The sequence below is a fragment of the Microbacterium pratiae genome, from assembly GCF_047302165.1.
In the GTDB taxonomy this organism is placed as follows: domain Bacteria; phylum Actinomycetota; class Actinomycetes; order Actinomycetales; family Microbacteriaceae; genus Microbacterium.
The window spans coordinates 824,300-850,538 of the sequence record NZ_CP154843.1; the positions used below are offsets into that span (position 1 = coordinate 824,300).

23 protein-coding genes are annotated in these 26,239 nt (G+C 70.4%); 8 read left to right on the plus strand and 15 right to left on the minus strand.

Annotated elements, in window-relative coordinates; genetic code table 11:
- Positions 1 to 2: 2 nt before the first annotated feature.
- Complete coding sequence (locus tag AA0Y20_RS03910; protein ID WP_412937593.1) at positions 3 to 986, minus strand: DUF4097 family beta strand repeat-containing protein; 984 nt, start codon at positions 984 to 986, stop codon at positions 3 to 5.
- A gap of 155 nt (positions 987 to 1,141) precedes the next feature.
- The gene (locus AA0Y20_RS03915) at positions 1,142 to 1,306 is read right to left on the minus strand and encodes a hypothetical protein (protein WP_023953086.1); all 165 of its coding nucleotides are present in this window, start codon (positions 1,304 to 1,306) and stop codon (positions 1,142 to 1,144) included.
- A 289-nt stretch (positions 1,307 to 1,595) separates the two neighbouring features.
- On the opposite strand from AA0Y20_RS03915, the gene AA0Y20_RS03920 reads away from it, so the two are divergent.
- Positions 1,596 to 1,865: a Rho termination factor N-terminal domain-containing protein gene (locus AA0Y20_RS03920; protein ID WP_412937594.1), complete on the plus strand. Its 270-nt coding sequence runs from the start codon at positions 1,596 to 1,598 to the stop codon at positions 1,863 to 1,865.
- A gap of 1 nt (position 1,866) precedes the next feature.
- Positions 1,867 to 2,829 carry a DNA topoisomerase IB gene (locus AA0Y20_RS03925; RefSeq protein WP_412937595.1) on the plus strand — a complete coding sequence of 321 codons (963 nt, stop codon included), beginning with the start codon at positions 1,867 to 1,869 and terminating at the stop codon, positions 2,827 to 2,829.
- A 102-nt stretch (positions 2,830 to 2,931) separates the two neighbouring features.
- Here AA0Y20_RS03925 and AA0Y20_RS03930 read toward each other — a convergent pair whose 3' ends face one another.
- The 8 genes from AA0Y20_RS03930 to AA0Y20_RS03965 form a co-directional block, all read right to left on the minus strand.
- Complete coding sequence (locus tag AA0Y20_RS03930; protein WP_412937596.1) at positions 2,932 to 4,326, minus strand: MFS transporter; 1,395 nt, start codon at positions 4,324 to 4,326, stop codon at positions 2,932 to 2,934.
- A 162-nt stretch (positions 4,327 to 4,488) separates the two neighbouring features.
- Entirely contained in the window at positions 4,489 to 5,259 is a 771-nt protein-coding gene (locus AA0Y20_RS03935) for an SDR family NAD(P)-dependent oxidoreductase (RefSeq protein WP_412937598.1), read from the minus strand.
- An 11-nt stretch (positions 5,260 to 5,270) separates the two neighbouring features.
- Positions 5,271 to 6,242, minus strand: a complete 972-nt coding sequence (locus AA0Y20_RS03940) for a 3-hydroxyacyl-CoA dehydrogenase family protein (RefSeq protein WP_412937600.1) — start codon at positions 6,240 to 6,242, stop codon at positions 5,271 to 5,273.
- 23 nt (positions 6,243 to 6,265) lie between these two features.
- Positions 6,266 to 7,159: a sugar phosphate isomerase/epimerase family protein gene (locus AA0Y20_RS03945; protein WP_412937601.1), complete on the minus strand. Its 894-nt coding sequence runs from the start codon at positions 7,157 to 7,159 to the stop codon at positions 6,266 to 6,268.
- A 147-nt stretch (positions 7,160 to 7,306) separates the two neighbouring features.
- Entirely contained in the window at positions 7,307 to 8,029 is a 723-nt protein-coding gene (locus tag AA0Y20_RS03950; protein WP_412937602.1) for a GntR family transcriptional regulator, read from the minus strand.
- A gap of 31 nt (positions 8,030 to 8,060) precedes the next feature.
- Positions 8,061 to 8,801: a triose-phosphate isomerase family protein gene (locus AA0Y20_RS03955; protein WP_412937603.1), complete on the minus strand. Its 741-nt coding sequence runs from the start codon at positions 8,799 to 8,801 to the stop codon at positions 8,061 to 8,063.
- Positions 8,802 to 8,811: 10 nt separating this feature from the next.
- The gene (locus tag AA0Y20_RS03960) at positions 8,812 to 9,267 is read right to left on the minus strand and encodes a ribose-5-phosphate isomerase (RefSeq protein ID WP_412937604.1); all 456 of its coding nucleotides are present in this window, start codon (positions 9,265 to 9,267) and stop codon (positions 8,812 to 8,814) included.
- Between the two features lies 1 nt (position 9,268).
- A complete protein-coding gene (locus tag AA0Y20_RS03965) occupies positions 9,269 to 10,990 on the minus strand; it encodes a dihydroxyacetone kinase family protein (RefSeq protein WP_412937605.1) in 1,722 nt (573 codons plus the stop codon).
- A 59-nt stretch (positions 10,991 to 11,049) separates the two neighbouring features.
- On the opposite strand from AA0Y20_RS03965, the gene AA0Y20_RS03970 reads away from it, so the two are divergent.
- The 4 genes from AA0Y20_RS03970 (at position 11,050) to AA0Y20_RS03985 (ending at position 18,368) form a co-directional block, all read left to right on the plus strand.
- Positions 11,050 to 11,511 carry a fluoride efflux transporter FluC gene (locus AA0Y20_RS03970; protein WP_412937607.1) on the plus strand — a complete coding sequence of 154 codons (462 nt, stop codon included), beginning with the start codon at positions 11,050 to 11,052 and terminating at the stop codon, positions 11,509 to 11,511.
- Positions 11,508 to 11,894, plus strand: a complete 387-nt coding sequence (locus AA0Y20_RS03975; RefSeq protein WP_412937608.1) for a fluoride efflux transporter FluC — start codon at positions 11,508 to 11,510, stop codon at positions 11,892 to 11,894. The genes AA0Y20_RS03970 and AA0Y20_RS03975 overlap by 4 nt, the downstream gene beginning before the upstream one ends.
- A gap of 121 nt (positions 11,895 to 12,015) precedes the next feature.
- Positions 12,016 to 15,510 (plus strand): efflux RND transporter permease subunit, encoded by a 3,495-nt coding sequence (locus tag AA0Y20_RS03980; RefSeq protein ID WP_412937609.1) that lies wholly within the window; start codon positions 12,016 to 12,018, stop codon positions 15,508 to 15,510.
- Between the two features lie 521 nt (positions 15,511 to 16,031).
- Positions 16,032 to 18,368, plus strand: a complete 2,337-nt coding sequence (locus AA0Y20_RS03985) for a DEAD/DEAH box helicase (RefSeq protein ID WP_412937610.1) — start codon at positions 16,032 to 16,034, stop codon at positions 18,366 to 18,368.
- Positions 18,369 to 18,633: 265 nt separating this feature from the next.
- Here the strand turns inward: AA0Y20_RS03985 and AA0Y20_RS03990 are convergent, their stop codons facing one another.
- Entirely contained in the window at positions 18,634 to 19,695 is a 1,062-nt protein-coding gene (locus AA0Y20_RS03990) for an Rv2578c family radical SAM protein (protein WP_412937612.1), read from the minus strand.
- 297 nt (positions 19,696 to 19,992) lie between these two features.
- Here AA0Y20_RS03990 and AA0Y20_RS03995 point away from each other — a divergent pair, with 297 nt between their 5' ends.
- Together AA0Y20_RS03995 and AA0Y20_RS04000 are read left to right on the plus strand one after the other, a co-directional pair.
- Entirely contained in the window at positions 19,993 to 20,517 is a 525-nt protein-coding gene (locus AA0Y20_RS03995; RefSeq protein ID WP_412937614.1) for an NUDIX hydrolase, read from the plus strand.
- A gap of 64 nt (positions 20,518 to 20,581) precedes the next feature.
- Positions 20,582 to 21,853 carry a M15 family metallopeptidase gene (locus AA0Y20_RS04000; RefSeq protein WP_412937615.1) on the plus strand — a complete coding sequence of 424 codons (1,272 nt, stop codon included), beginning with the start codon at positions 20,582 to 20,584 and terminating at the stop codon, positions 21,851 to 21,853.
- Between the two features lie 110 nt (positions 21,854 to 21,963).
- On the opposite strand, the gene AA0Y20_RS04005 is transcribed toward AA0Y20_RS04000, so the two are convergent.
- The 4 genes from AA0Y20_RS04005 to AA0Y20_RS04020 form a co-directional block, all read right to left on the minus strand.
- On the minus strand, positions 21,964 to 22,533 hold the full coding sequence (locus tag AA0Y20_RS04005; protein ID WP_412937617.1) for an ECF transporter S component: 570 nt from the start codon (positions 22,531 to 22,533) through the stop codon (positions 21,964 to 21,966).
- The gene (locus AA0Y20_RS04010; protein WP_412937618.1) at positions 22,530 to 23,441 is read right to left on the minus strand and encodes a siderophore-interacting protein; all 912 of its coding nucleotides are present in this window, start codon (positions 23,439 to 23,441) and stop codon (positions 22,530 to 22,532) included. The genes AA0Y20_RS04005 and AA0Y20_RS04010 overlap by 4 nt, the downstream gene beginning before the upstream one ends.
- Positions 23,442 to 23,550: 109 nt before the next feature.
- A complete protein-coding gene (locus tag AA0Y20_RS04015; RefSeq protein ID WP_412937619.1) occupies positions 23,551 to 24,369 on the minus strand; it encodes an energy-coupling factor transporter transmembrane component T in 819 nt (272 codons plus the stop codon).
- Positions 24,366 to 26,192: an ABC transporter ATP-binding protein gene (locus AA0Y20_RS04020; protein ID WP_412937620.1), complete on the minus strand. Its 1,827-nt coding sequence runs from the start codon at positions 26,190 to 26,192 to the stop codon at positions 24,366 to 24,368. Before AA0Y20_RS04020 ends, AA0Y20_RS04015 begins: the two co-directional genes overlap by 4 nt.
- Positions 26,193 to 26,239 lie beyond the last annotated feature (47 nt).

Here is a 26,239-nt window from a genome sequence, read left to right on the forward strand (position 1 = left end):
CGTCAGCGCTCCTCGTGGCGGTCCGCGTCGTCCTCGGCGGTCCCCGTCTCGCCCGGGTTCGCCGCCGAGGGGATGGCCGTCGTCGGCGGCGTGGAGTCGACCGGCGCCTCGGGTGTCGTCTCGCTCGAGAGGGTGGATGCGGTGGTGGCGGTGACGTCGGTCGCCGCGGGTGCGGAGCGCCGCAGAACGGTCAGGTCGCCCGAGACCGAGTTAGTGCGGACATCGACGAAGGAGCCGCTCAGCTCACCGGTCGAGCCGGTGAAGCTCGTGAGCGGGCCGGCGCCCTGCCCGGAGCGTACGACGCCGTCGATGAGCACGCGTCCGCTGACGCTGCGCACCTGATAGTTGGCGGGAAGGCTCTCGTCGAGGCGCACGGTCGCGTCGCCGCCGACGGTGTGCAGCGTGATCGACTGGATCGGACCCGACGAGTCGACGAGCATGGCGCCCGAGACGGTGTCGATGTCGGCCGCGCGCAGGGCGCCGACCGCGGACACGTCGCCCGAGACGGACTTCGCGGTGAGTGCGCCGGTCAGCTCGCGGGCCTGCACGTCGCCCGAGACCGCGTTCGCGTTCACATCGCCGGTGATCCCGTCGATGATGATGTCTCCCGAGACGGTGTTCACGCGTGCGTCGGCCTCGAGCCCCGAGACCAGCGCGCTCGCGCTGACGACGCCGAGCGTGAGGTCGGTTCCGCGCGGAACGGCGACGCTGATCTCGGCCTTCGGGCCGGACGAGCCGAAGTTGCGGAACACCTGCGTGAAGTTGTCCCAGCGCAGCTGCGGGTGGTCGATCTCGACGACGTCGCCGGTCGCCTCGATGCGCAAGTCCTTGCCGGTGACGGCGTGCACCTCGATGCGGACGCCGGGCTCATCGTGGGCGACGATGTCGATCTGGCCCCCGACCATGCTCACCTTGAGCTTGCGGATGTCGTCGATGTCGATGACTCTGGTCTCATCCGGGTGGACGATCCATTTCTGCAGTGTCATGGCGTTCCCTCTTCTCAAGCGATGCGTGCCGCGAACGGTTCGCGATATATCGCGTGAGCTGACGGTAACACGATATATCGTGAGTCGTCCAGGGGAGGGCGGAGGAATGCAGAACGCCCCCGCCCGGAGGCGGAGGCGTTCGAGCAGCGCGGCGGTCAGACGCGCTTGTTACCGCTGATCACTCGGAAGAGGAACGCGATGAGCGCGATCACACCGACGATCAGGGCAACCCAGAGCAGCCAGCTCAGTGCGCTGTTCAGGCCACTGACGATCGCGAGCACGATCGCAACGACGATGATGATGATGAGGAAGATGTTCATGGGGGCTCCTTGTCTGTCTCCCAATGTCCGTCCCACTGCGAGACGTTCCGACCCCGTGAAGGGCTGACCGCAACGTTAGAGAATGCCGAGCGTAAGTGCCGAGGCCTTGACGAGGGATTCTCCGCGGTGGTAGCTGCCCGCACGCGATGCGCACTACGCCGAACCCGCGTCCCGTGACCGTCCACAGCCGCGGAACGCCCGGCTACGCCCTCGCGCGAACGCCTGTCAAGCACCTGCGGCGACCCTCGCGACGGTCGTAGCCTCGGCCTGACGAAGAGGGGAGACCGCCATGCCACAGGGACGCGGATCGAACAGTCTCAAAGACCCCGACCTCTACGAGGAGCTGCGCGAGGACGGCGCTTCGAAAGAGAAGGCCGCCCGCATCTCGAACGCCGCAGCCCGCGACGGTCGGAAGAAGGTCGGCAGTCGAGGCGGAAAGTCCGGCGACTACGAGGACTGGACCGTCGACGACCTGAAGAAGCGCGCCAAGGAGCTCGGCATCTCGGGCTACTCGGGTAAGAAGAAGGCGCAGATCATCTCGATGCTGCGCGACCACTGAGGTGGCGCGGCTCGTCCGGGTCCGGCCCGACGTGGATGCCGGCATCCGCCGCATCCGCTCGGGCAAAGGGTTCCGGTACACCGATGCCGCCGGCGCGGCCGTCGCACGCCGCGACCTCGCCCGCATCCGGACCATCGTCATCCCGCCGGCCTGGCAGGACGTCTGGATCTGCGCGGACCCGCAGGGCCACATCCAGGTCGTCGGAACCGACGACGCGGGTCGCCGACAGTACATCTATCACCCGGACTGGACGCGCAGTCGCGACAAGGGCAAGTACGCCCGTGCCTTGCAGCTCGCCGAATCGCTGCCTCGCGCCCGGTCACGGGCGACCGCCTCGTTGCGGCGCTCCGACCTCGACCGCGAGCGCGTGCTTGCCGCGGCGTTCCGGCTGCTCGACCGCTCGGCGCTCCGGATCGGATCGCAGCGCTACCTTCTGCAGCATGGCAGCCGCGGCCTGACGACGCTGAGGCGTCGCGATGCCTCGGTGGCCGACGCCGTCGTCAGCCTGGCCTTCTCGGGCAAGAGCGGGCAGCGGCAGGCGCTGGAGATCCCCGACCCGGATCTCGCGACGGCCATCATGCTTCTGATCGAGGGGCGGCCCGCGTCGCCGTTGCTCGCGTGGCAGCGGCAGCGTCGGCGCGTGCCGCTCACCCCGAACGATGTCAACGCATACGTGCGCGCGCTGACGGGCGGTCCGTTCACCGCCAAGGACTTCCGCACCCTCCGCGGCACCGTCGTCGCGGCCGACGCCCTCGCGCGCATCGGCATCGCCGAGACCGCCCGGGCTGTGCATCAGGCGGAGGTCGAAGCGGTGCGCGCCGCCGCGACGGCACTGGGGAACACGCCCGCGGTGGCCCGCAGCTCGTACATCGACCCGCGCGTGTTCGAACGCTACCGCTCGGGGATGCTGCTCGACACGACGGTCTCGCCCGAGTCCGCCATCCGTTCGCTCGTCCTCGGCTGACGGCGCAGCTTCCGAGCAACGACGGCGCCGGCGCGGGCGCACAACGTCGAAACGGCCCGGGCCGCACGAGGCGACACCGGGCCGTTCGAGAAGCGCGACGCGTCAGCGGCGCTTGCTCTCCCCCGAGGTGAGGAGGGCGTCGGCCTTCGAGCTGAAGAACCGGGTGGCCCACATCATGACGGCGGCCAGGAAGGCGAACAGTCCGAGCGACACCACGCCCCACGCTCCGCTGTCGGTGGGAACGGCCTCGTTGATTCCCGTTCGCATGATCGGGGCGACGAAACCGCCCAGGTTGCCGAGCGAGTTGATGAGGCCGATGCCGGCGGCGGCCGCCGCGCCCGTGAGGAACGAGGTCGGGAACGACCAGGTGATGGGCCCCGCCGACAGGAACGCGGCGACGGCGACGGTGATCGCGATGATGCCGAGCAGTCCCTGTCCGTTGGCCCCGGCCCAGGCCGACACGAGGATGGCCGAGCCCGTCACGAGGAAGAACAGGGCACCCCAGACGCGGCGACGGCGCACGGTGTCGGCGTGCTTGCCGACGTAGTAGCAGGCGAACAGACCGACGGCCCACGGGATGGCGGACACGAGCCCGACCTGCCAGCCGACGGACTCGCCGATGAGGCTCGACACCTGCTGGGGCAGGTAGAACGTCGTGCCGTAGACAGCGATCTGCAGGCAGAAGTAGATGACGGTGAAGTACCAGACCTTCCAGCTGATGAGCGCCGCGCCGATGCCGCGGGGTCCATCGGATTCCTTCACGCTGTCCTCGTGCTCCATGACCGCCTTCAGCGCGGCCTTCTCATCGTCGTCGAGGAACTTCGCCTTCTGCGGCGAGTCGACGAGGAAGAACAGCGCCGCGATACCGGCGACGACCGCCATCATGCCCTCGACGAAGAACATCACCTGCCATCCCGCCCACGGGGTGACCTGGTCGCCGATGCTGATCAGGCCGCCCGAGAGCGGGGCGCCGAGCATCTGCGAGAAGGGCTGCGCGAGGTAGAACAGGGCGAACATCTGCACGCGGCGCTTGTTGGGGAACCACTGCGCGAGGAACATGATGACGCCGGGGAACAGACCGGCCTCCGTGACGCCCAGCAGGAAGCGCAGGACGATGAACATCGTCTCGCCGTTGACGAAGGCGAACAGCGAGGCGACGATGCCCCAGGTGACGGCGATGCGGGCGAGCCAGAAGCGCGCGCCGAACTTGTCGAGCAGCAGGTTCGAGGGGATCTCGAAGAGGGCGTATCCGATGAAGAAGATGCCGGCTCCGAGAGCGTACGCGCCCGCGGAGATGCCCCGGTCGACTTCGAGAGCGGATTCGGCGAACCCGACGTTCGTGCGGTCGAGGAACGCGACGAAGTACAGGATGATGAGCATCGGCATGAGCCGGTAGGTGGCCTTCTTGATGCCGCTCGCCAGGTGCGGGCTGCTCAGCAGCTCATTCGCGACCGTGACGTTGGCCCGCGTCGCGGGACCGTAGTCCGATGAGGACACAGTGACTCTCCTTCGAGTTCGTGTGAGGTGTGACGGGGTGACGAAGTGGCGGCTCAGCCGCCGAGTGAGGGGATGATCAGGACGAGGCCGACGACCACGCAGATCACCCCGATGGCCAGGAACCCGAGGCGTCCGCGCGTCCAGTTGCGGTTCACGACAGCCTCAGTGCATGTAGAGGCCGCCGTCGACGTTCAGGGTCTGGCCCGTCACGAATCCGGCGTCCTCGCTGATCAGGTAGGCCACGGCTGCGGCGATGTCGGTGGGGGTGCCGATGCGCGGCAGGACGCCGTCGGCGGCCATCGCCGTTTTGCGCTCCTCTGTCAGCGTCCCGCCCATGATGTCGGTGTCGATCGGACCCGGAGAGATCACGTTCGCCGTGATGCCGAGCGGTCCGAGCTCGCGTGCGACGGAGCGCATCAGTCCGATCACTCCCGCCTTCGCCGCCGAGTAGGGCGTCTTCGAGAAGGTTCCGCCGCCGCGCTGCGCCGAGACGGACGAGATGCCCACCAGGCGGCCGACGCCGTTGGTGACGAGGGTGCGTGCGACGCGCTGAGTGACCCAGTGCACGCCGTCGAGGTTGATCGACTCGACGCGGTGCCACTCCTCGGGGGTGACGTCGAGGTACGGCACGGGTGACGAGACGCCCGCGAAGTTCACGAGTGCGACGATCTGCGGCAGCGACGCCTCGAGTGCGTCGATCGCGGCGACGGCCTGCTCACGGTCGGCCACGTTCGCACCGACACCGACCGCGCGAACGCCGTGGGCCTCGGCGACCTCGGCGGCGGTGCGCTCGGCCGCCTCGGCGTCGACGTCGACGATGCCCACGTGCCAGCCGCGCTCGGCCAGGTGGAAGGCGGTCGTGCGGCCGATGCCCCGGGGGCTCGCGGCGCCGGTCAGGATGACGGTGCGCTCAGCGGGGAAGACGGATGCCATAGCGGGTTCTCTCAGTCCTGTGCGGGGTGGATGGGGGCGGGGCCGAGCTCGTCGACGAGTTTCTTCATCGCGACGTACGCCTTGTTGCGGTACGCGATGAGCTCGGGCGTGCGCTCGGCGGGCACGTCGAGGAAGCCGGCGCCGGATTTCGTGCCGAGCTTGCCGGCCGACACGAGCTGATCGAGGATGGGCGGCGTCGCGAACCGCTCGGGGAACTCGGTCTGCAGCGAGGCGTAGCAGAACGCGTAGACGTCGAGCCCGGCCATGTCGGCGATCGCGAACGGCCCGAAGAACGGCAGGCGGAAGCCGAAGGTCGTGCGGACGATGGTGTCGATGTCCTCCGGCGTGGCCACCCCCTCCTCGACCAGTTGCGTCGCCTCGTGGAAGAGCGCGTACTGCAGGCGGTTCAGCACGAACCCGGTCGCATCCTTCACCCGGGCGGTCTCCTTGCCCGTCGCGGCGACGATGGCCTCGACCACGGGGAGGACCGACTCGTCGGTGCCGGCGTGGGGGATCAGCTCGACGCCGGGGATGAAGGGGGCGGGGTTGGAGAAGTGCACGCCGAGGAACCGGCCGGGGTTCGTCACGGCTTCAGCGAGGCGGCCGATGAGGATCGTCGACGTGTTGCTGCCGATGATCGCGTCGGGAGCGGCCGCCGCCGAGATGCGGCGGAGGGTCGCGTGCTTGATCTCGATCTTCTCGGGCACGGCCTCCTCGATGAAAGAGGCGCCGGCGACGGCATCCTCGATCGTCATCGCCGTGATGCGCTCCGCGATGACGGCACTGGCGTCGGCGGGGAACAGGCCGTCGGCGGTGAACTGCGCGGCCTCGGCGATGAGGCGGTCGCGGTTGCCGCGGGCGACTTCGATGTCGACGTCGGCGATGCGCACGTCGGCGCCGGACAGGGCGAGCGACTGCGCGATGCCGCCGCCCATGTAGCCGCTGCCCACCACCGCGTACACGGGGCGTTCGTTCTCGGTCATGACGTTCTCCTCGTCGGTGTCGGTCAGGCTCCGGCGGGCGCCGGAAGCAGGGAGGTCAGGTAGTCGCGATTGCGGGCGCAGACACCGAGGCTGTCGCCGCCGTACTGCTCCATGAGGAAGGGGCCGCGGAACCCGAGCTCGAGCGCGCGGGCGACCATCGCCCGGTAGTTGATGAGGCCGAGCTCCATGCTCGTCGGCGTCGAGGTCTGCCAACTGCCGTCGGCCGCCTCGTCGCGCGCGTAGTTCTTCATGTGCCAGTAGTTGGCGTAGGGGAGCGTCTTCTCGTGCATCTCGCGCCAGTCCTCGATGGGGCGGTGCAGGCGCACGAGGTTGCCGATGTCGGGGTTGAGGCCGACGTTGTCGAGACCGATCTCCTCGATGAGGCGAACCGCGCTGTCGGCTGTGCCGAGGTAGGTGTCCTCGTACATCTCGAGCGACATCGGCAGCCCGACGGATGCCGCGTGCTCGCCCAGTTCGCGCAGACGCCGGACCGCGAGCGCCCGGGTGTCGGCGTCGTCGGGGTCGACGGGGCCCGGGGCGGTCCAGAACCACAGGGCAGCGCGCTGCGCCTCGCTGAAGGGCTGGTGGAGTCCGGTCGAGAACACGCTCATGCCGAGCTCGGCGGCCGCATCGATGGCGCGGTGCGCGTAAGCGAGATTCTCCTCACCCTTGCCCGGCTGGATGACGCTCTGTCGCTGCACGTGCACCGAGACGAGCTCGACGCCGTGACTCGCCGCGATCGACTTCAGCTCCGCGCGGCGGGATGCGGTCAGTTCGGACGGGCGGATATGGCTGTCCGCGATCTCGATCGCGGTGAAACCGAGCCGCTCGACCTGCGAGAACACGTCGTTCCAGGTCTCGGCGTCGGCGTCGTGCAGACGCGTCCCGTCTGCAGCGACCGGTGCGAAACCGTGCATGCAGACGGCGATCGGGCCGGGCGTAGGGGCGGACGGGTGCGACGGTGCATTCATGACGACTCCATTGGCGAGCGGGTCCGGTCGAGGACTCCCGTAGATCCTATAGGAAATAGAGAACGCTGCAAGAGTAAATTCCGGGCGACGAAGTCAGGCTTGTTCGAGCCCGAGCGATCGCTGGCGCACCTGCTCGAGGTGATGGAGCATCGACCGCTCCGGAGCGTCGGGGTCGTCGGTGGCGAAGGCGTCGACGAGGGCCTCGTGCTCGGCGATCGCCTCACGCACGTCGGTCACGCCGTGGCGCACCGACTGGCGCATCCGGTGGAGCTGGGCTCCGAGCGTCTCGGACATCTCCGTCAGGTATCGGTTGCCGCAGTGATCGAAGACGACGCGGTGGAAAGCCGCGTCCGCGACGAAGTACGAGGCGGTCAGCTCGAGATCGGCGGCACCGGCGTTCAGGGCCTCGATGACGCGCTTGCCGATGCTGCGGTGCTCCTCCTCGGCGGCGCGGAGCTCACCGATCATCTCGGCGGAGGCGGGGGTGGCGAGACGCGTGGCGTGCGTCTCGAGCATGATCCGCGCGTCGAACAGCTCGCGCAGCTGATCGAGTCCGAGCGGCGGCGCCACGCGGTAGCCCCGCAGCGCCTCGCGGGTGACGAGACCCGTGCGCTCGAGCTGGACGAGCGCCTCGCGCACCGGCGTCTGCGACACGTCGAGCTGGCGCGCGATCGTGTCGATCGAGAGACGGCGTCCCGGGACGGCCTCGCCGCTGAGCAGCAGCTGGAGGATCCGTTCGTAGACGTGGTCGCGCAGGCCGCGACGCTCGATCGTCGCATCGAGTCCCCGCAGGCTGCCGTCCCGTGATGCGGTCATCGTCCCTCTTCCGGTTCGCACGGAGCGCGCCTCACCCCGAGAGGGCGTCCACCTCATCGAGGATGTCACGAACTGCGCGCGGGTCGTGCGCGAACCGGCCGAGGAACAGGCCGTCGACGTCGTCGGAGATCGTCGACAGCAGACCCGGTCCCGCGCTGCCGCCGTAGATGATCGAGACCTCGCGATCGGCAAAGCCAGACTGGGCTCGCAGCCCCGAGCAGACCGCGCGGATGTGGTCGGGCGTCGCAGGTGCCGGGGCGCCGATCGCCCACAGCGGCTCGTAGGCGATGACGACCGTCCCGCGCACGCCCGCATCGTCGGCGTCCGCGAGGGCGCTGCGCACCTGGTCCGCGCATGTGGCGATCGCGGCGTCGATCCCCGCTTCGTCGTTCTCGCCGACGCAGACGACCGGGATGAGGCCGTTCCGGAGAGCTGCGTGGGTTTTGGCGGACACCACAGTCTCGGTCTCGCCGAACATCCGGCGCCGTTCGGCATGGCCGACCTCGGCGTAGCGGCATCCGAGCTCGGCCAGGACTGCACCCGAGACCTCGCCCGTGAAGGCGCCCGCGTCGTGGACGGCGAGGTCCTGCGCTCCGACCGCCAGACGCCCGGCGCGTTCGAGGGCGCCGGGGATCGAGGGGAACTGCGGCGCGACGAAGGCCGTGACCCGGTCGCGCGCGGGGTGGTCGTCGAGGATCGCCGCGACCGCCGACACCCAGGTCAGCGTGCGGGCGTGCGAGAAGTAGGTCTTGAGGCTCGCGCCGATGAGCATCGGGCGGTCCTCACCCCTCTTCGTAGGCGCAGATCTCGCGCACTTTGTCGGCCGAGGCGCTCGAGGTGTCGAAGGTGTAGGTCAACCACTCCGCCGCGAGGCGCCGCGCCAGCTCGATCCCCACGACGCGCTGGCCCATGCACAGCACCTGGGCGTCGTTCGACAGGATCGATCGCTCGACCGAGTACGAGTCGTGCGCCGTGACGGCGCGGATGCCGGTGACCTTGTTCGCCGCGATCGCGACTCCGAGGCCCGTGCCGCAGATGAGGATCGCGCGGTCGGCCTCACCGTCGCGTACGCGCTCCGCGGCGGCCGTCGCGACCGCCGGGTAGTTGGTGTGGCTGTCGGCATCGACGCCGACGTCGATCACCTCGGCGACGAGGGGGTTCGCCTCCAGGTCGGCCTTGATGCGTTCCTTGTACTCGAAGCCGGCGTCATCCGAGCCGACGATCAGTCGCAGTGCCATGTCAGGCGTCCTCCTTCAGGACATCGAGAACCGTGCGGGTGACCAGCGCGAACGAGACCGCGCCGGGGTCGGGGGTGCCGAGACTGCGGTCGCCGTGCGTGCGGGCGCGTCCGAGTCGGGCGGTGAGCTGGGCCGTGGCCTGCGCGGCCGCGTGCGCCGCATCGGCGGCGGTGGCCCAGGCTTCGAGCAGGGGATCGCCCTGGGCGAGTCGGTCGCGGAGCGTGTCGGCGAAGGGCACGATCGCGTCGATCATCGTCTTGTCGCCGACCGTGGCCTTACCGAACGACATCACGGCATCCTTCATGCGCCCGACGCCCGCGGACAGGGCTTCGGCATCGACCGCGTCGTCATCGCCGAGCGCCGCACCGAGGTCGACGAGCATCTCGCCCCAGATCGCGCCCGACGTGCCGCCGCCCTTGTCGGCCCAGGCGTCGCCGGCGTGCTGCAGCGCCGTTCGAGCGCCGGCGCCGGCGGTGACGGCCCGCGATGCGGCGGCCGCTGCCGCGCGGCTGCCGCGCTGCATGCCGATGCCGTGGTCACCGTCGCCCGCGATGCGGTCGATGCGGCCCAGCTCGTCGGCCTCGGTGTCGAGCATCGCCGCGACGGCGTCGAGCGCGCGGGCGACGACGGTGGCCGCGCGTCGCGACTCTTCTCCCGCCGGCCCGATCGCCTCGGTCTCGTCGTCGTCGTCGGCGACGGCCGTCACTGCGACGCGTCCGTCGACCGAGCCGCGTCGGAACGCGGGGGTGTCGCACGACGCGTGCCACAGCCGGTCGAGCTCGTCGTCGAGCCACAGCAGGGTGAGCGAGACACCCGCCATGTCGAAGCTCGTGCAGAACTCGCCGACTTCGGGCGAGACGACCTCGACTCCCGCTTCGGCCAGCAGACGATCGACCGCGGCGTACACGACGTAGAGCTCCTCGTACTTCACGGAGCCCAGGCCGTTGAGGATCGGCACCACGCGGCCGGTCGGAGCGGCGCCGTCGGGGCGCTCCGCGAGCAGTCGTTCGACCAGCAGTCGCGCGAGATCGGCCGCGGTCGGAATGTCGACCTCGTCGATGCCGGGCTCGCCGTGGATGCCGAGGCCGACGGCCATGCGTCCCTCGGGCACGGTGAAGAGCGGCTCGGTGGCGCCCGGGAGAGTGCAGCCGCCGAAGGCGACGCCGAGCGAGCGGGTGCGGTCGTTGGCAAGCCGTGCGAGGCGCTCGACGTCGTCGAGGTCGAGGCCCTCCTCAGCGGCGGCGCCGGCGATCTTGAACACGACGAGGTCGCCGGCGATGCCGCGCCGCTTCTCGCGCTCGCCCGCGGGCGCGCTGGAGATGTCGTCGGTGACCGTCACGGTGCGGCAGTCGACGCCCGCTTCGCGAAGGCGATCCTGCGCCTGGGTGAAGTGCAGGACGTCGCCGGCGTAGTTGCCGTAGCTGAGCAGCACACCGCGGCCCTCGTGCGCCGCCTTCGCGACGGATCGCACCTGGTGCGCCGACGGCGACGCGAACACGTTGCCCATCACCGCGCCGTGCGCGAGGCCGGGACCGACGAGGCCGGCGAACGCGGGGTAGTGGCCGCTGCCGCCCCCCACGACGACAGCGACCGTCGGCTCCGAGCCGCGGGTCGAACGGACGACGCCTCCCGTGACCGGGCGGACCCATCGGGCGGATGCCGCGACGAAGCCGGCGACGGAATCCTCGACGAACTCGTCGGGGTCGTTGAACAGACGCGTCATTGCGCTCTCCTCTGCGATGGGGGAGTGAACCTTTCGTCGATCCTATAGGAAATGAGCCGATGTGCGACCCGGAGTGGCGGCCTCCGCCGACCGCTCGCCGGGTCTACGGTGGCGACGTGGTCGAGCGGGTGCGCATCTCGCCGCTCACGCTGGTCCTCGTCGTGATCGGCGGTGCGGTCGGCGTCGCCGTGCGAGCCGCGTTCACTCTTCCGGTCACCGGATGGACCCACCCCCTCGTGGTGCCCGCGGTCACGCTCGGATGCAATCTGCTCGGATCGCTCCTGCTCGGCGTCGTCGTCGGGCGGTGGGCTGCCACCCGGCCGCGGCTCCGTGCTTTCGCCGGCACCGGCGTGCTCGGCGGGTTCACGACCTACAGCGCCTTCGCCGTGCAATCGATCCAGGTCGCCACCGCCGCGCCGATCGTCGGACTCGCGCTCATCGCCGTCAGTCTCGCCGGTGGGCTCGTCGCCGCCTCCCTCGGACTGGCCCTCGGCACCCGCCCCGAAACGGATGCCGCGTGAACGGGGTGAGCGGCGGGATGCTCGTGGCGCTCATCGTCGCGGGCGGAGCAGGCGCCGGCATCCGGTACGTCATCGACGCCCTGCTCACACCGGGGCGCCGCGATGCCTTCCCCATCGGCATCCTCGTGATCAACGTCACCGGATCCGGACTGCTCGGGCTCCTGACGGGACTCGGAACGCTCGTCGCGCCGGACTGGCTCGCCGTCCTCGGCATCGGCCTGCTCGGCGGCTACACGACGTTCAGCACGGTGTCGGTCGAGACGATCCAGTTGATGCGGCGAGGCCGGCGCGACTGGGCGATCGTCAACCTCGTCGGCACCTTCGCCATGGCTGTCGTCGCCGCGGCGATCGGCATCGTCATCGGGGGATTGCTCCCAGGCTGAGCCCACGCTGCGTCGGTGACCCCGTGGGATACTGAAGTCGATACATCCATGTATCGACGAGCGCATCGCGTTCGCCTGCATCACACCTACCTGCGCCGGTCCGGTGCGCCCGAGGGAACCCGTGTCGAAACTCGCCGTCCTGAGCCTGAAGAACCGCGCTCTCATCGCGCTCATCACGATCGTCGCCGCGGTGTTCGGCGGCCTCGCGCTCACGAACCTCAAGCAGGAGCTCATCCCGTCGATCGAGCTGCCTCAGCTCTCCGTCGTCACGACGTACCCCGGCGCGTCGCCCGAGGTCGTCAACACAGATGTGTCGACCCCGATCGAGACCGCGATCCAGGGCGTGCCCGGGCTCGAGTCGACGACCGCGACGAGCTCGACGAACGCCTCGATCATCCAGGCGTCCTTCACGTACGGCACCGACCTGGCCACCGCAGAGCAGAAGATCCTGCAGGCGATCAACCGCATCGACAGCCAGCTCCCCGACGGCGTCACGCCGAACGTGCTGAGCTTCTCGCTCGACGACCTTCCCGTGATCCAGCTCGCCGTGACCGGATACGACGACGCGGAATCGGTGCAGGCGCGGCTCGAGAGCACCGTCATCCCCGACCTCGAAGACGTCGACGGTGTCAACGCCGCCCAGGTCGTCGGCGGCCGCGTCGAGCGCATCACGATCACTCCCGACCAGACCGCGCTCGCCGAGGCGGGCTTCACGCAGCAGGCCATCCGCGACGCGCTCGACCAGAACGGCGTGCTCTTCCCCGGCGGCGAGATCACCGAGGGCGACCAGTCGCTGACGGTGCAGACCGGCGCGAAGATCGCCTCGGTCGACGAGCTGTCGGCGCTCCCGCTTGTGCCCACGGATGCCGCGCAGCTCGCCGACGGCACGACCACGATCGGCGACGTCGCCACCGTCACGCAGGAACCCTCGCCGATCACCTCCATCTCACGCGTCGATGGCGAGCCGGCCCTCACCATCGCGGTCACCAAGCTGCCCGCCGCCAACACCGTCGACGTGTCACGCGGTGTGCTCGACGCCCTGCCGACGCTCGAGGACGACCTCGGCGGTGAAGCGCAGTTCACGGTCGTCTTCGACCAGGCCCCCTTCATCGAGCAGTCGATCGAGGCGCTCGCGCAGGAGGGTCTGCTCGGCCTCGTCTTCGCGGTGCTCGTGATCCTCGTCTTCCTGCTCTCGGTCCGCTCGACGATCGTCACCGCGATCTCGATCCCCACGAGCGTGCTCATCACCTTCGTCGGCATCCAGGCGTTCGGCTACTCGCTCAACATCCTCACCCTCGGCGCCCTCACGATCGCCATCGGCCGTGTCGTCGACGACTCGATCGTCGTCATCGAGAACATCAAGCGGCACTACGTCGAGGGTGCCGACAAACTCGCGGCCATCACCCTGGCCGTCCGCGAGGTGGCCGCCGCCATCACGGCGTCGACCATCACCACCGTCGCGGTGTTCCTGCCGATCGCCTTCGTCGGCGACCTGACCGGCGAGCTGTTCCGGCCCTTCGCCCTCACCGTCACCATCGCGATGTCGGCCTCGCTGTTCGTCTCGCTGACGATCGTGCCGGTGCTCGCGTACTGGTTCCTGCGTCCCGGCAAGCCCGTCGTCACCCCCGACGGCCGGCGCATCGACCCCGAAGACCCCGAGGCCCCGCCGTCGCGACTGCAGAAGGCCTACCTGCCGATCCTGCGCTGGACCCTGCGTCACTCGGCCGTCACCCTCGTGCTCGCGGTCCTCGTGCTCGGCGGCACCCTCGCCGCCGTGCCGCTGATGAAGACGAACTTCCTCGGCGACTCCGGTCAGAACACCTTCACCATGACGCAGACGCTCGGGCCCGCAGCATCCCTCGAGGCGGAGGATGCCGCCGCGCAGCGCGTCGAAGACGCGATCACCGGACTCGACGGCATCGACGCCGTGCAGGTGTCGATCGGCTCGTCCGGATCGCAGCTGCGCGACGCCTTCTCGGGCGGCGGCGGCGGAGTCACCTACTCCATCACGACCGACAGCTCGGCAGACCAGCTCGACGTGCGCGACCGCGTGCAGCGCGCCGTCGCCGACCTTGAGGGCGTCGGCGACATCCAGATCGCCGCGGGCGGAGGCGGCTTCGGCTCGAGCGACATCGAGATCGATGTCACCGCGCCCGACCAGACCGCGCTGCGCGAAGCGACCGACGCCGTCGTGGCGTCGCTGCAGGATGCCGACGGCGTCAGCCAGGTCACGTCGAACCTCTCGGCCTCGCTGCCGTACATCGCCGTGACCGTCGACCGCGACGCGGCGGCATCCCGCGGCCTGTCGGAGGTCGCGGTGGGCGGCATCGTCTCGGGCACGATGCAGCCTCAGTCGATCGGAACCGTCGAGATCGACGACACCTCGCTCACCGTCTATCTCGCGGCGTCGCAGGCGCCCGCGTCGATCGACGAGCTGCGGCAGCTGACGATCCCCACGGCCGGCGGCCCCATCCCGCTGCAGGACGTCGCCACCGTCGAGCAGAGCGAGGGCCCGACCTCCATCACGACGCAGCGCGGTCAGCGCACCGCGACGGTCACGGTGACGCCCTCGGGTGACGACCTCAACGCGGCATCCGCGACGGTCGCCGATGCCCTCGACACGGTCGAGCTGCCGCAGGGCGCGGACGCTGAGATCGGCGGTGTTCTCACGCAGCAGCAGGACGCCTTCGCGCAGCTCGGACTCGCCGCGCTCGCCGCCATCCTCATCGTCTACATCGTGATGGTCGCGACCTTCAAGTCGCTGCGGCAGCCGCTGCTGCTGCTCATCTCGGTGCCGTTCGCCGCGACCGGCGCGATTCTGCTGCAGATCGCGACGGGCGTGCCGCTCGGCGTCGCGTCGCTCATCGGCGTGCTGATGCTCATCGGCATCGTCGTGACCAACGCGATCGTGCTCATCGACCTGGTCAACCAGTATCGCGAGAAGGGGCTGTCGGCCCACGACGCGACGATCGCCGGCGGATCGCGTCGTCTGCGGCCGATCCTCATGACCGCGCTCGCGACGATCTTCGCCCTGACGCCCATGGGCCTCGGAATCACCGGTCACGGCGGATTCATCTCGCAGCCCCTCGCGATCGTCGTCATCGGCGGACTCATCTCGTCGACGCTGCTGACCCTGCTCGTGCTGCCGACCCTCTACAACCTCGTCGAGGGTGCGCGCGAGCGCCGCGCGGCGCGGCGTCGCCGTGACGCGGGGGCTGGTGCTGGGGCTGGGACTGGTGCTGTCGGGGCTGGTGCTGCCGGGGCTGGTGCTGCCGGGGTCGCCGGGGCCGACGGGGATGAGGCGTCCGCCACGCCGATGACCCGCCGTGAACGACGTCTCGCCGAAGCGGCGACGGCCGAACCCACCCACCTCGTCGTGCCGGTCGACGGCTCGCCCGACGCGCCGACGCACCTCGTCATCCCGGTCGCGCCGGATGACGATGAGGTCGCCGGTGCCGGTGCCGGTGCCGGTGCGGGTGCTGGTGCCGGTGCGGGTGCCGGTGCGGGTGCCGGTGAGTCGGTGGATTCCGGTGAGCCGGGGACTGGGCCGTCCCGTCGACAGGCTCAGCGCATCCCCGGACCGTCTCGCGGACCCCGTCGCCGCCGTTTGGCCTGATCGCGGCACACTCGAGCCTCGGGCCTCGGGCCTCGGGCCGGGCTCGGCCTGCGCCAGAGCCGCGCCGCGCTGACCTGCTGCGGGCGCGGCGGCCAGGGTTGCGGGGCTCGAGTCGTCCCGTCGACAGGCTCAGTCCATCCCGAATCTCGCCACGGGCCAGGTAACGACTGCCTGGCATGTTCGCGGCACGCCTCGGGCTGGCGAGGGGCGCGCCTCGAGCCCGCGCTGCCCGAGCCGGTTCTCGCCGGGCCGTCTTGTCGTCAGGCTCAGCGCGGCATTCGCCGGCCGGTACCGGAGCATTGGCCGGTGCGGGCGGATTCTCAGGCGGATGCCGTATCGTGGGGCCGTCGGCTCTGGGCAGCGCGTGATCGCGACAGGTTTTGTGAGTCCATGGGGCCGATGGTGAGCGCCGATCGGCGCGCATGACCATCATGTGAATGGCCCCCGGCCGACGGATGTCCGGGTTTGCTCGCGTGCGCGCGGGCGCTGTTCTCGTGCAGAGAACCCAGAAGGACACACCCATGCCCAAGAACAAGAAGCCGGCCGGCGGCCGCGCTCAGAACTTCGAGCCCCGGTACGGCAAGAAGACCTCGTTCCAGGACGCGAAGCGTCGCCCCGGACAGTCGTCGGCGGGGACCCCCGGCAGCAAGAGCCCCGGGCACCGCGGTTATCGCGCGGAGACCGAAGACACCGGTCGCAAGAACCGCTGGTCCTCGCAGGAGCGGGCCGGTCGCGACGAAGCCCGTAGCATCCGCTCGCAGGCCCGCGATGACCGCGGCGGTCGTGACGACCGCGCGTCTCGCGAGCAGCGCGGCTACGGCAACGACCGGCGATCGGATGCCGGTGGCCGGCGTCCCTACGAGGCGCAGCCCCGCGATGACCGTCGCACATTCGGCGACGCGCGGCCCTCGTTCCGTGATGACCGTCCCCGTCGTGACGATCGTCCGGCGCGTTCGTTCGACGACCGTCCGCGTCGCGACTTCTCGGACCGTCCCAACCGTGACGACCGTCCCCGCCGTGACTTCGGCGACCGCCCGGCGCGTTCGTTCGGCGACCGTCCGCGTCGCGACTTCTCGGACCGTCCGAACCGTGACGATCGTCCGCGTCGTGATGACCGTCCGGCTCGTTCGTTCGATGACCGTCCGCGTCGTGATTTCTCGGACCGTCCGAACCGCGATGACCGTCCGCGTCGTGATGACCGTCCGGCTCGTTCGTTCGACGACCGTCCCCGTCGTGGCTTCTCGGACCGCCCCAACCGTGACGACCGGCCCCGCCGTGACTTCGGCGATCGTCCCGCTCGTTCGTTCGACGATCGCCCCCGTCGCGATTTCGGTGATCGCCCGAACCGTGACGACCGTCCGCGTCGTGACTTCGGCGACCGTCCTGCTCGTTCGTTCGACGACCGGCCCCGTCGTGACTTCTCGGACCGTCCCAACCGTGACGACCGTCCGCGTCGTGACTTCGGTGATCGTCCCGCGCGTTCGTTCGACGACCGTCCGCGTCGTGACTTCTCGGACCGTCCCAACCGCGACGACCGACCCCGCCGTGACTTCGGCGACCGCCCGAACCGGTCGGACTGGAACGCCGAGACGAAGTCGAAGGCCCACCAGGACCACGTCGACACCGTCCACGAGCGTCTGCAGGCGGAGGCCGTCGACGCGGCATCCGTCGCCCAGTCGTCGTTCGCCGACCTCGGTCTCGGCGACAACATCGTGCGTCAGCTCGAGGCGCTCGGTGCGGCATCCCCGTTCCCGATCCAGGCGGCCACCATTCCGCCGATCCTCGAGGGCAAGGACGTCCTCGCCCGCGGCCGCACCGGCTCGGGCAAGACCATCGCGTTCGGTGCGCCGCTCGTCGAGTCGATCCTGCGCAGCCAGGCAGGCAAGCGCCGTGAGTTCGGGCGTTCACCCAAGGCCCTGATCCTCGCCCCGACGCGCGAGCTCGCGCTGCAGATCGACCGCACCGTCCAGGCGATCGCGCGCAGCGTCGGCCTGTTCACGACGCAGATCTACGGCGGAGTGCCGCAGGCGCGTCAGGTCGGAGCCCTCAAGAAGGGCGTCGACATCATCATCGGCACCCCCGGTCGCATCGAGGATCTGCAGAACCAGGGCAAGCTCGACCTGTCCGAGGTGGGCATCGTCGTCCTCGACGAGGCCGACCACATGAGCGAGCTGGGCTTCCTCGAGCCGATGCAGCGCATCCTCCGCCTCGTGCAGGACGGCGCGCAGAAGCTGCTGTTCTCGGCGACGCTCGACCGTGAGGTCGCGGCTCTGGTCGACGAGTTCCTCGTCGAGCCCGCCGTCTACGAGGTCGCGGGCGAGAGCCAGGACACCTCCACGATCGACCACCGCGTGCTCGTCCTCGATCACCGCGACAAGGCCGAGATCCTCAACTCGCTCGTCGACCGCGACGGCAAGACCCTCGTCTTCGCGCGCACCCGTGCCTACACGGAGATGCTCGCCGAGCAGTTCGAGGATGCCGGGATCGCGGCGGTCGCGCTCCACGGCGACCTCAACCAGGGCAAGCGCACGCGCAACCTGCAGCGCCTGACCGACGGCAAGGTGCGAGTGTTGGTCGCGACGGATGTCGCAGCCCGCGGCATCCACGTCGACGACATCGATCTGGTCATCCAGGCCGACGCGCCCGACGAGTACAAGACCTACCTGCACCGCGCAGGCCGCACGGGCCGCGCCGGTCGTTCGGGATCGGTCGTGACCTTGATCACGCGTCAGCGTCGCCGTCGCATGACCGAGATGCTCGAGCGTGCCGAGATCGACGCGCCGTTCGACGATGTCCGCCCTGGCGACGACATCCTCGAGGAGGTCTCGGGCCGCCAACTGTCGAACGTCGACGCCTGAGCTGACGCCCCGTAGACGCCCCGCCGAGCGCTGCGACCCGACGGTCGTGGCGGTCGGCGGGGCGTTTCCGTCGGCGGGTCGCTCGCGGTTCGCGTGCCGTGCGCAGGCTGAGGGCCCTGAGAGGCTGAGCGGTGGGAGCCGCCCGCGGGTTGAGCCTGATCTCGGGACCACACCCCGGCAGCGCGGGAGAGTGTCCTGGCTCGCACTCCCGGCTCCGATCCGCAGCGCCCCGCAGCGCGAAACCCGGGCCGCTGTGCTGCTTCTGTCAGAAGAGCGTGGGAGCGGATGCCGCGGCGGCGCGGCCGCGCGAGGTCGTGACCACCGGTCCGGGACGGAATCGCCGGGTGCTCGGCTGGGCCTCTTCCTCCTCGAGCCCGCCCCGAAGGCGATGCCGTGCGAGCAGCGGACGGACTCGCGCCGCGAGCATTCGCCGGTAGCCCTGCGGCGCCTGCACCGAGGCCCCGGGGTACAGGCCTCGGTACACCGGCACGAGGTCTGGGCGTTCACGCGCGAGCCACTGCTGGAACCAGGGCTTGACGCCGGGCCGCAGGTGCATCGCGCCGTACACGACGCGGGCGGCACCGGCATCCGCGATCTGGTCGAGGGCGTCGTCGAGCACCTCGGTCGAATCGGTGAGGTGCGGCACGATCGGCATGAGGAAGACGGTGACGCGGAAGCCGGCGGCGCTGGCGGCCCGAACGGTGTCGAGGCGAGCTGCGAATGTCGGCGCGCCGGGTTCGAGCAGCTGCCGGAGAGGCTCGTCGAGTACCGCGATCGACATCGCGAGGTCGACGGGCACCGAGCGTGCCGCCTCGGCAAGCAGCGGCAGGTCACGGCGCAGCAGGGTGCCTTTCGTCAGCACCGAGAACGGTGTGCCGCTGTCGACCAGTCCCGTGATGATGCCGGGCATCAGCCGATAGCGGCCCTCCGCACGCTGGTAGGGGTCGGTGTTCGTGCCGAGAGCGACCTGCTCGCGCGCCCAGGTCGGTTTCGAGAGCTCGCGGCGAAGTACGTCGGCGACGTTCAGCTTGACGACGATCTGCGAGTCGAAGTCGGCTCCCGCGTCCATGTCGAGGTACTCGTGCGTGCCGCGGGCGAAGCAGTAGACACAGGCGTGCGTGCACCCCCGGTAGGGATTGACCGTCCAGTCGAACGGCATCGCCGACGGGCCCGGGACCCGGTTGAGAGCCGAGCGCGACATGACCTCGTGGAAGGTCACTCCTGCGAACTCGGGCGTCGTCACCGAGCGCACCAGGCCGTTGAGCGTTTCGAGGCCGGGCAGCGCAGCGGCATCCGCCACGCCCATCTGCTGCCCCTGCCATCGCATGAGAAGATTCGAACAGAGATTCGAAGCGTTGTCAAACATGAACACCCGAACACTCGTATGCTCGGGTGCCGGTGAGGCGACGATCAGGTCGCCGCGCCGGAATCGCCGAGGCCGCGAGCGGATGGGGGAGTGTGAAGTGACATCGACGTCAGGGGCGACGAGGGCGCGATACGCCGGGGTGGGTGGCGCCTGCGCGCCGGATCGAGGCCGCGCGCTGATGACGACGATGCGTCCGCGGTTCGTCCGAGAGGATGAAATCCGACGTGTCGTCAGCGCCAGCGTGAACGGTGCCGCACGATGACGATCATCGATCGCACCGCGTCGTACGCCAAACAGTTCACCGTCAGTGGCTACGTGCTCGATCCCGCCGAGGACCGGATCCTCCTCATCCATCACAGAAAGCTCGCGAAGTGGCTTCCGCCGGGGGGTCATGTCGACGAGGACGAGACGCCCCAGGCGGCGGTCGTCAGAGAAGTGTTCGAGGAGACCGGCGTGGCAGCCGTGCTGCGCCCGCACACGGGCATCGACCTCTCTGCGGACGGTCGCACCGAAGCGCAGCTCGGCCTCCCGATCAGCATGAGCTATCAGCTCATCCCCGAGCGCCCCGGCGAACCCGCGCACATCCATATGGACATGGCCTTCGTGCTGCACACGTCGGAGCGCGGCGCCCTGATGCCCGCGGCCGGAGAGGTTCACGACGCGGGCTGGTTCTCGAGCGTCGAGATCGACGAGCTCGACGCGTTCCCCTCCGTGAAGGCGATCGCGCGCGAATTGCTCGCACCGGCTGCCGCGGCGGCGACGAAGGGTCGCGCGGAAGCGTGAGCACGGCGATCGCGCCTGACGGACTCCGAGCCCTGTTCGACGGCAGGAGCACCCCGGCTCGCGGATGAACCGCGCTGAGATCGGAGCCGCACCGAACCTGCAGGGCAGAATGGGGGTCGTGGTGCACCCGACCGACTCCGAGACGCGTCGCTCGCGACGCGAGCGGTCGACGGAGGCGCGACCCCTTCCCTCGCGGCGCGAGCTGCGTGAGCGGGCCGCCGCTTCGGGGTCTGCGACCGCCCGCCCGCGCGACGACCTCGCACCGGCGCCGACAGGTCGATCACCGCACAGCCGATCACCTGAGCCCGGATCGGCCGAGGCCGATGCCCTGCCGGCATCCGTGCGCCTGCCGGCATCCGTCTACGTCCGCCGCCGCGCTGTCGCGGCCGTTGCCGCGCTCGCCTTCGTCGGACTCGTCGTCGCCGGCACCGCCGGCATCACGTCGGCGCTCAGCGGATCGAACGACGCTCCCACCGACCCGGTCGCCGCTCTTCTCGGCGACCGCGCAGCTGTCGTGCCCAACGCGTCGTCGATTCCCGCGCCCGCGCAGTCCGGCGACGCTGCCGGGGACCACGCCGTTGACGACGCGGCGAAGGATGCCGCCGGCACGGCCGACATCTGCTCCGCGCAGGCCTTCACGCAGGCTGTGGCATCGGGATCCGATGCGGAGGTCTTCGCCGCGGCGGGCGGCGCGGAGCCTTTCCGCGCTGCCGTCGCGGCCGGTGCCGCCCCCTGCGTCGACCTGCACGAGGCGGGGCGCACCTGGGTCGTCGTCAACAAGCTGAACGCGCTCGATCCGATCGACTACTGGCCTGAGCCGCAAGCGCGGGCCGAGGGCGTGGAGCGGACGAGCGGCGGGCACATGCGGGCGGATGTGGCGCTCGCGCTCGCGCAGCTCGTGGCCGCTGCTCGAGACGAGGGCGCGGGCACGATCGGGGTCAACAGCGGATTCCGCTCGTACGACTCCCAGGTGTCGACGTACCGCAACTACGTCGGTCAGCTCGGACAGAGCAACGCCGACCTCACCAGCGCCCGCCCCGGTCACAGCGAGCATCAGACCGGCCTCGCCGTCGACGTCGTCGCCTGCGACGGCGGGTGCGGAGCAATCGAGCAGTTCGGCGGCACCGCGCAATCCGACTGGGTCACCGCGAACGCGCACCGCTTCGGTTTCATCATTCGCTATCCCGACGGACTCACCGACACCACGGGCTACGAGTATGAGCCCTGGCACCTGCGCTACATCGGCCCCGAGCTCGCCGCACTCTACGCCGAGGGTGGTTACCGCACCCTCGAAGACTTCTTCGGGATGCCTCCGGCCCCGACCTACGCCGACTGACCCGGCCCGGCGCCCGCGCCCGCGCCCGCTCGTCGACTCGCCAGGTTCTGCGGATGCCGCACCCCCCGCATCCGCATTCTCTGGCGAGTCGACGGAAGGGAGAGGGGGGGTCAGGCGGGGGTGCGGCGGCGGGCCAGGGTCGCGACGCCCGCGGCACGCAGGCGGTCGCCGATCAGGATGCCGAGCCACGTCGCTCCGACGCAGCTGGCGATGCACAGTGCGACGAACCCGATGAGCACGGGCGCGGTCATGCTCCACAGATCGAACGACTGCGCTGCGAACACGGGGTACGTCGCGCCGATGATCGCGGCCCCCGCGTAGTGCAGCCAGGTGTTCCAGCGTCGGTAGAGCGTCGCGAGGAACGGCAGCTCGGGGAAGAACGACCAGTAGAGCATCGTCGCGACCGATCCGATCGTGAAGAACGGCGCAAGCACGAGTCCCGAGATCAGCCCCACGAGCAGCCCCGCTCCCGGGCGTTGCAGCAGCCTGAGGGCGGTGACGGCGGGCAGAACCCACAGCCCGGCGACCGCCACCGTCGCGAACGGCACCGTGAGGAACAGGGTCGTCGACGCGACCCACGCAGGCGCGAGCAATGCGCTCGCCGCGACGCCGATCGCTGCGCAGGTCAGCAGATAAGCCGTCGAGACACGCGCTGCGCGCGATCGAGGTGTGGTGGTCATGCCCGGGTCTCCTGTTCCGGCTCGATTCGGCGCTCATCGACCGCGCTGTGCTCGGGTTCCGCCGAGGGCTTCGGGGTCGGCGAGCTCACGCCCTCCCGCCAGTAGCCGATAAAGCTGATCTGTTCTTTCGGGATGCCGTGGTCGGCGATGAGCATCCGCCGGGCGGTGGTCGGAAGCGACTGCTCGCCGACCACGAAAGCGTGCAGGGGCTGCGCGGATGATGCGCCCGGCGCCAACGAGCTCAGCGCCGCGAGGGCGGCTGACCCCGGCTTCGCGTCGGGCGCCCGAACGAGCCAGCGGACCTCGACGCCCGGAGGTGCCTCGATCTCGAGCACGTCGTCGCTCGACGGGGCTTCGATGAATGCGGTTCCGGATGCCGTTTCCGGAAGCGACGCGCAGATGGAGGCGACGGCCGGCGCCCCCGTCTCGTCGGCGACGAGGAGCACATGATCGACGCCCCGCTCGGGGTTGAAGCGCAGCCCCTCGTCGATGACGACGACGCTCTCTCCCGCATGGGCCTGCGACGCCCAGCGGGAGGCGGGTCCGGCGGTCGGCCCCGAGCCGTGCAGCACGAAGTCGACGTCGATCTCGGCGCCGCCCGCCGGCCCCGCCGGGCGGTACGCCCGCACCGAGTAGTTGCGCATGACCGGCCGTTCGCCCTCGGGGATGCGGAGGTACTTCAGGTAGCCGAACAGCTTGTTGGCCTTGGCCGGGATGCGGTCGAGGGCCTCATCGCCGCCGAGCGGCAGGAAGAGACGGAACCACTGGTCGTAGCCCAGCGGCACGAACCGGTCGATGTCGCCGCGGCCCAGCGTCACCCGCATCCAGTGCGGGGCGAGGCGCTCGGCGCGCAGCACCTCCAGACGCACCAGTCCGGGCGTCCTGGGCTTGACGAGGTTGCGGGTCATGCGCAGCATCCTTTCCGGGCCCGCCGCAGCCCGTCGACTCGCCGACAAATGCGGATGCCGGCGCTCCCGCATCCGCGATACGTGGCGAGTCGACGGGGTGTGGCCGGCATCATGCGGTCCAGGGGAAGAGGGCGATGAGGATCGCCGCCGAGACGAGCCAGAAACCTGCGACAAAGACGACATCACGAGGTCGGAAGGGCACGAGGTGCCGCTCGGTGCGGTCGCGGTGGGCGCCGAAGGCGCGCGAGTCCATCGCGAGGGCGACCCGCTCGGCGTGCCGGATGGCTCCGGCCAGCAGCGGGACGACATACCCGCCCCATCGGGCGACCGCCGCGAACGGGCCTCGACCGCCATGGGCGCCGCGCACGCGGTGGGCCTGCCGGATGAGCTCGAGCTCGTAGCCGAACCGCGGCACGAACCGGAACGCCGCGAGCGCCGTGTAGCCGACGCGATACGGCACCCGCAGCTGCTGGACGGTGGCGCGGACGAGATCCGGCCCGGTCGTGGTGAGGCCCGCGATGAAGGCCAGCGCGGCGATCGCTCCCAGTCGCAACCCGGTCGCCATCCCGATCTGCAACGCTCCCGCGTGCAGGCTCCAGCCGCCCAGCCGCAGGAGCACCGGTGTGTCCGCCACCCGCGCGGCGTCGACCCACAGCGACATCCCGGCCCCGACGAGCAGGATGCCGAGGGGGAGGGCGACCGCGAGCAGCGCGGCTGTGCGCAGCGTCCAGCGCGCGCCGACGATCAGCACCGCGTAAGCGAGCGCGAGGATCGCGAGAGGCGTGACGAGATCGCGCGTGAAGATGAGTGCGACCATCGCGGGGACGGGCGCCGCGAGCTTCGCCAGCGGATTGAGCCCGAACAGCAGCCGACGCGATGCCGGCGCTGCCGCGTAGGGATCGAGCGCGGTGTCGGTCGTCGCGCTCATCGCGTCTCTCGCGGGTCTCGCGGGAGGTCGCGCAGGCGCGCGATGCCCGACAGTTCCGGGAATGCCTCGAGCCCGTGCAGCGCTCGACGCAGCGGGGGCATCCGAAGGGCGGCGGAGCGCAGCAGCTCGTCGTCGCCGAGGATCTCGGCGGTCGAGCCATTCGCCACGATACGGCCGGCGCCGACGACGACGCAGCGCTCGGCGTACTCGCTCACCAGCTGCATGTCGTGGGTGACGACGATGATCGTCGTGCCGTCGCGGTTGAGGTCGCGCAGCACGTGCAGCAGCTCGTCGGCGCGGGCGCGGTCCTGGCCGAACGTCGGTTCGTCGAGGGCGAGCACGGGGGCGCCGGCGATGAGTGCCGTGCCGACCGACAGGCGGCGCTTCTGGCCGCCGGACAGCAGGAACGGATGCCGCTCGGCGTGCGCCTCGAGGCCGAATCGGCGCAGCATCCGATCGACGCGCTCTCGGATCTCGTCGTCGGGAACCCGCTGGCGGCGCAGCCCGTGGGCGAGCTCGTCGAAGACCGTGTGGGCGACGAACTGGTGCTCGGGGTTCTGGAAGACGAACCCGACGCGTGCGGCGATCGCCCGGGGGTCCGCGCGGCTCGGGTCGAGGCCGCCGATGTCGATGCGCCCGCGCGGACCCCGGACGACGCCGGCGATCGCCTGGACGAGACTCGTCTTTCCCGCCCCGTTGGCGCCGACGACGGCGACGAACTCACCGGGTGCGACCTCCAGGTCGACGTCGTCGAGCACCGTCGCCCGGCCACGCCGAAGGGTCAGGCCGCGCACCGAGACCGCCGGCGCCGGCGCCGGCGCGTGCGCGTGCGCGTGCGCCGGAGAATCGCGCGAAACTCGGACCGAATCGGAGGTCGCCTCCGACGATGCCGCGATCCTCCGATTCTCGCCACCGGATGCCGCGGCCTCGAGCCCCGCGCGCAGCTCGTCCGGCGTCAGGGGGAGCGGATCGAGCGGATAGCCCGCATCGCGCAGATGGAGGGCCGCGATGGTCGACACCGGCAGCCATACGCCGATCTCGTGCAGCTCGGCCGCCCGTTCGCGCAGCACCGCGTCGATCGGACCGTCGGCGATCGTGCGACCGCCATGGTCGAGCACGACGACACGGTCGGTGAAGCCGATCGCCGCGTCGAGGTTGTGCTCGACCAGCAGGATCGCCCGGTCGCCGACGGCGGCGATCTCGCCCAGGGCGGCATAGACGTCCTCGATGCCCTCGGGGTCGAGGTTCGCCGTGGGCTCGTCGAGCACGAGCAGGGGCGAGTCCATCGCGAGCGCGCACGCGATCGCGAGGCGCTGGCGTCCGCCTCCGGAGAGGCGGTCGGGGTTCTCGTGCCGCCGCTCCCAGAGCCCCATCCGGCGCAGCGCGCGCTCGCTCCGGGCGAGGACCTCGTCTACGGGCAGCCGCAGGTTCTCGGGGCCGAAGGCGACCTCGTCGAGCAGGGTGCCGGTGACCAGCTGCGCGTCGGGATCCTGGAAGACCATGCCGATGCGCGTGCTGAGCCGGGGGAGCGGGGTGGTCGCGGCATCCTCCCCCGAGACGAGGACCGTTCCCTCGGTCGCCGCGGGGATCGACTGCGGGATCAGACCGTTGAGCGTCAGCGCGACCGTCGACTTGCCGGAGCCGCTCGGTCCGAGGAGCAGCACGACCTCGCCGGGGGTGACCGAGAACGAGGCGCCTCGGGTCGCGGCCGCATCCGATCCCTCGTAAGTCACGGCGAGATCGCGGACGGCGAGCAGCGGCGTGGATGCGGTCGCGGCGACCGGCGTCCCCGCCGTGGCGGCACCGGATGCGGCGGATGTCACGGGCGTCCTCGGATCGGATCGGATGCGCTTAGCTTAGCCGACCCTAA

Coding starts and splice junctions, on each gene's coding strand:
- AA0Y20_RS03935 (WP_412937598.1), bottom strand. CDS start 5,259: ATGGCATCCGTCTTCCCCGCTGAGCGCACCGTCATCCTGACCGGCGCC.
- AA0Y20_RS03940 (WP_412937600.1), bottom strand. CDS start 6,242: ATGACCGAGAACGAACGCCCCGTGTACGCGGTGGTGGGCAGCGGCTAC.
- AA0Y20_RS03995 (WP_412937614.1), top strand. CDS start 19,993: ATGACGATCATCGATCGCACCGCGTCGTACGCCAAACAGTTCACCGTC.
- AA0Y20_RS03970 (WP_412937607.1), top strand. CDS start 11,050: ATGTGCGACCCGGAGTGGCGGCCTCCGCCGACCGCTCGCCGGGTCTAC.
- AA0Y20_RS03985 (WP_412937610.1), top strand. CDS start 16,032: ATGCCCAAGAACAAGAAGCCGGCCGGCGGCCGCGCTCAGAACTTCGAG.
- AA0Y20_RS03910 (WP_412937593.1), bottom strand. CDS start 986: ATGACACTGCAGAAATGGATCGTCCACCCGGATGAGACCAGAGTCATC.
- AA0Y20_RS03990 (WP_412937612.1), bottom strand. CDS start 19,695: ATGCGATGGCAGGGGCAGCAGATGGGCGTGGCGGATGCCGCTGCGCTG.
- AA0Y20_RS04005 (WP_412937617.1), bottom strand. CDS start 22,533: ATGACCACCACACCTCGATCGCGCGCAGCGCGTGTCTCGACGGCTTAT.
- AA0Y20_RS03950 (WP_412937602.1), bottom strand. CDS start 8,029: ATGACCGCATCACGGGACGGCAGCCTGCGGGGACTCGATGCGACGATC.
- AA0Y20_RS03960 (WP_412937604.1), bottom strand. CDS start 9,267: ATGGCACTGCGACTGATCGTCGGCTCGGATGACGCCGGCTTCGAGTAC.
- AA0Y20_RS04015 (WP_412937619.1), bottom strand. CDS start 24,369: ATGAGCGCGACGACCGACACCGCGCTCGATCCCTACGCGGCAGCGCCG.
- AA0Y20_RS03920 (WP_412937594.1), top strand. CDS start 1,596: ATGCCACAGGGACGCGGATCGAACAGTCTCAAAGACCCCGACCTCTAC.
- AA0Y20_RS03965 (WP_412937605.1), bottom strand. CDS start 10,990: ATGACGCGTCTGTTCAACGACCCCGACGAGTTCGTCGAGGATTCCGTC.
- AA0Y20_RS04000 (WP_412937615.1), top strand. CDS start 20,582: ATGAACCGCGCTGAGATCGGAGCCGCACCGAACCTGCAGGGCAGAATG.
- AA0Y20_RS03955 (WP_412937603.1), bottom strand. CDS start 8,801: ATGCTCATCGGCGCGAGCCTCAAGACCTACTTCTCGCACGCCCGCACG.
- AA0Y20_RS04010 (WP_412937618.1), bottom strand. CDS start 23,441: ATGACCCGCAACCTCGTCAAGCCCAGGACGCCCGGACTGGTGCGTCTG.
- AA0Y20_RS03945 (WP_412937601.1), bottom strand. CDS start 7,159: ATGCACGGTTTCGCACCGGTCGCTGCAGACGGGACGCGTCTGCACGAC.
- AA0Y20_RS03915 (WP_023953086.1), bottom strand. CDS start 1,306: ATGAACATCTTCCTCATCATCATCATCGTCGTTGCGATCGTGCTCGCG.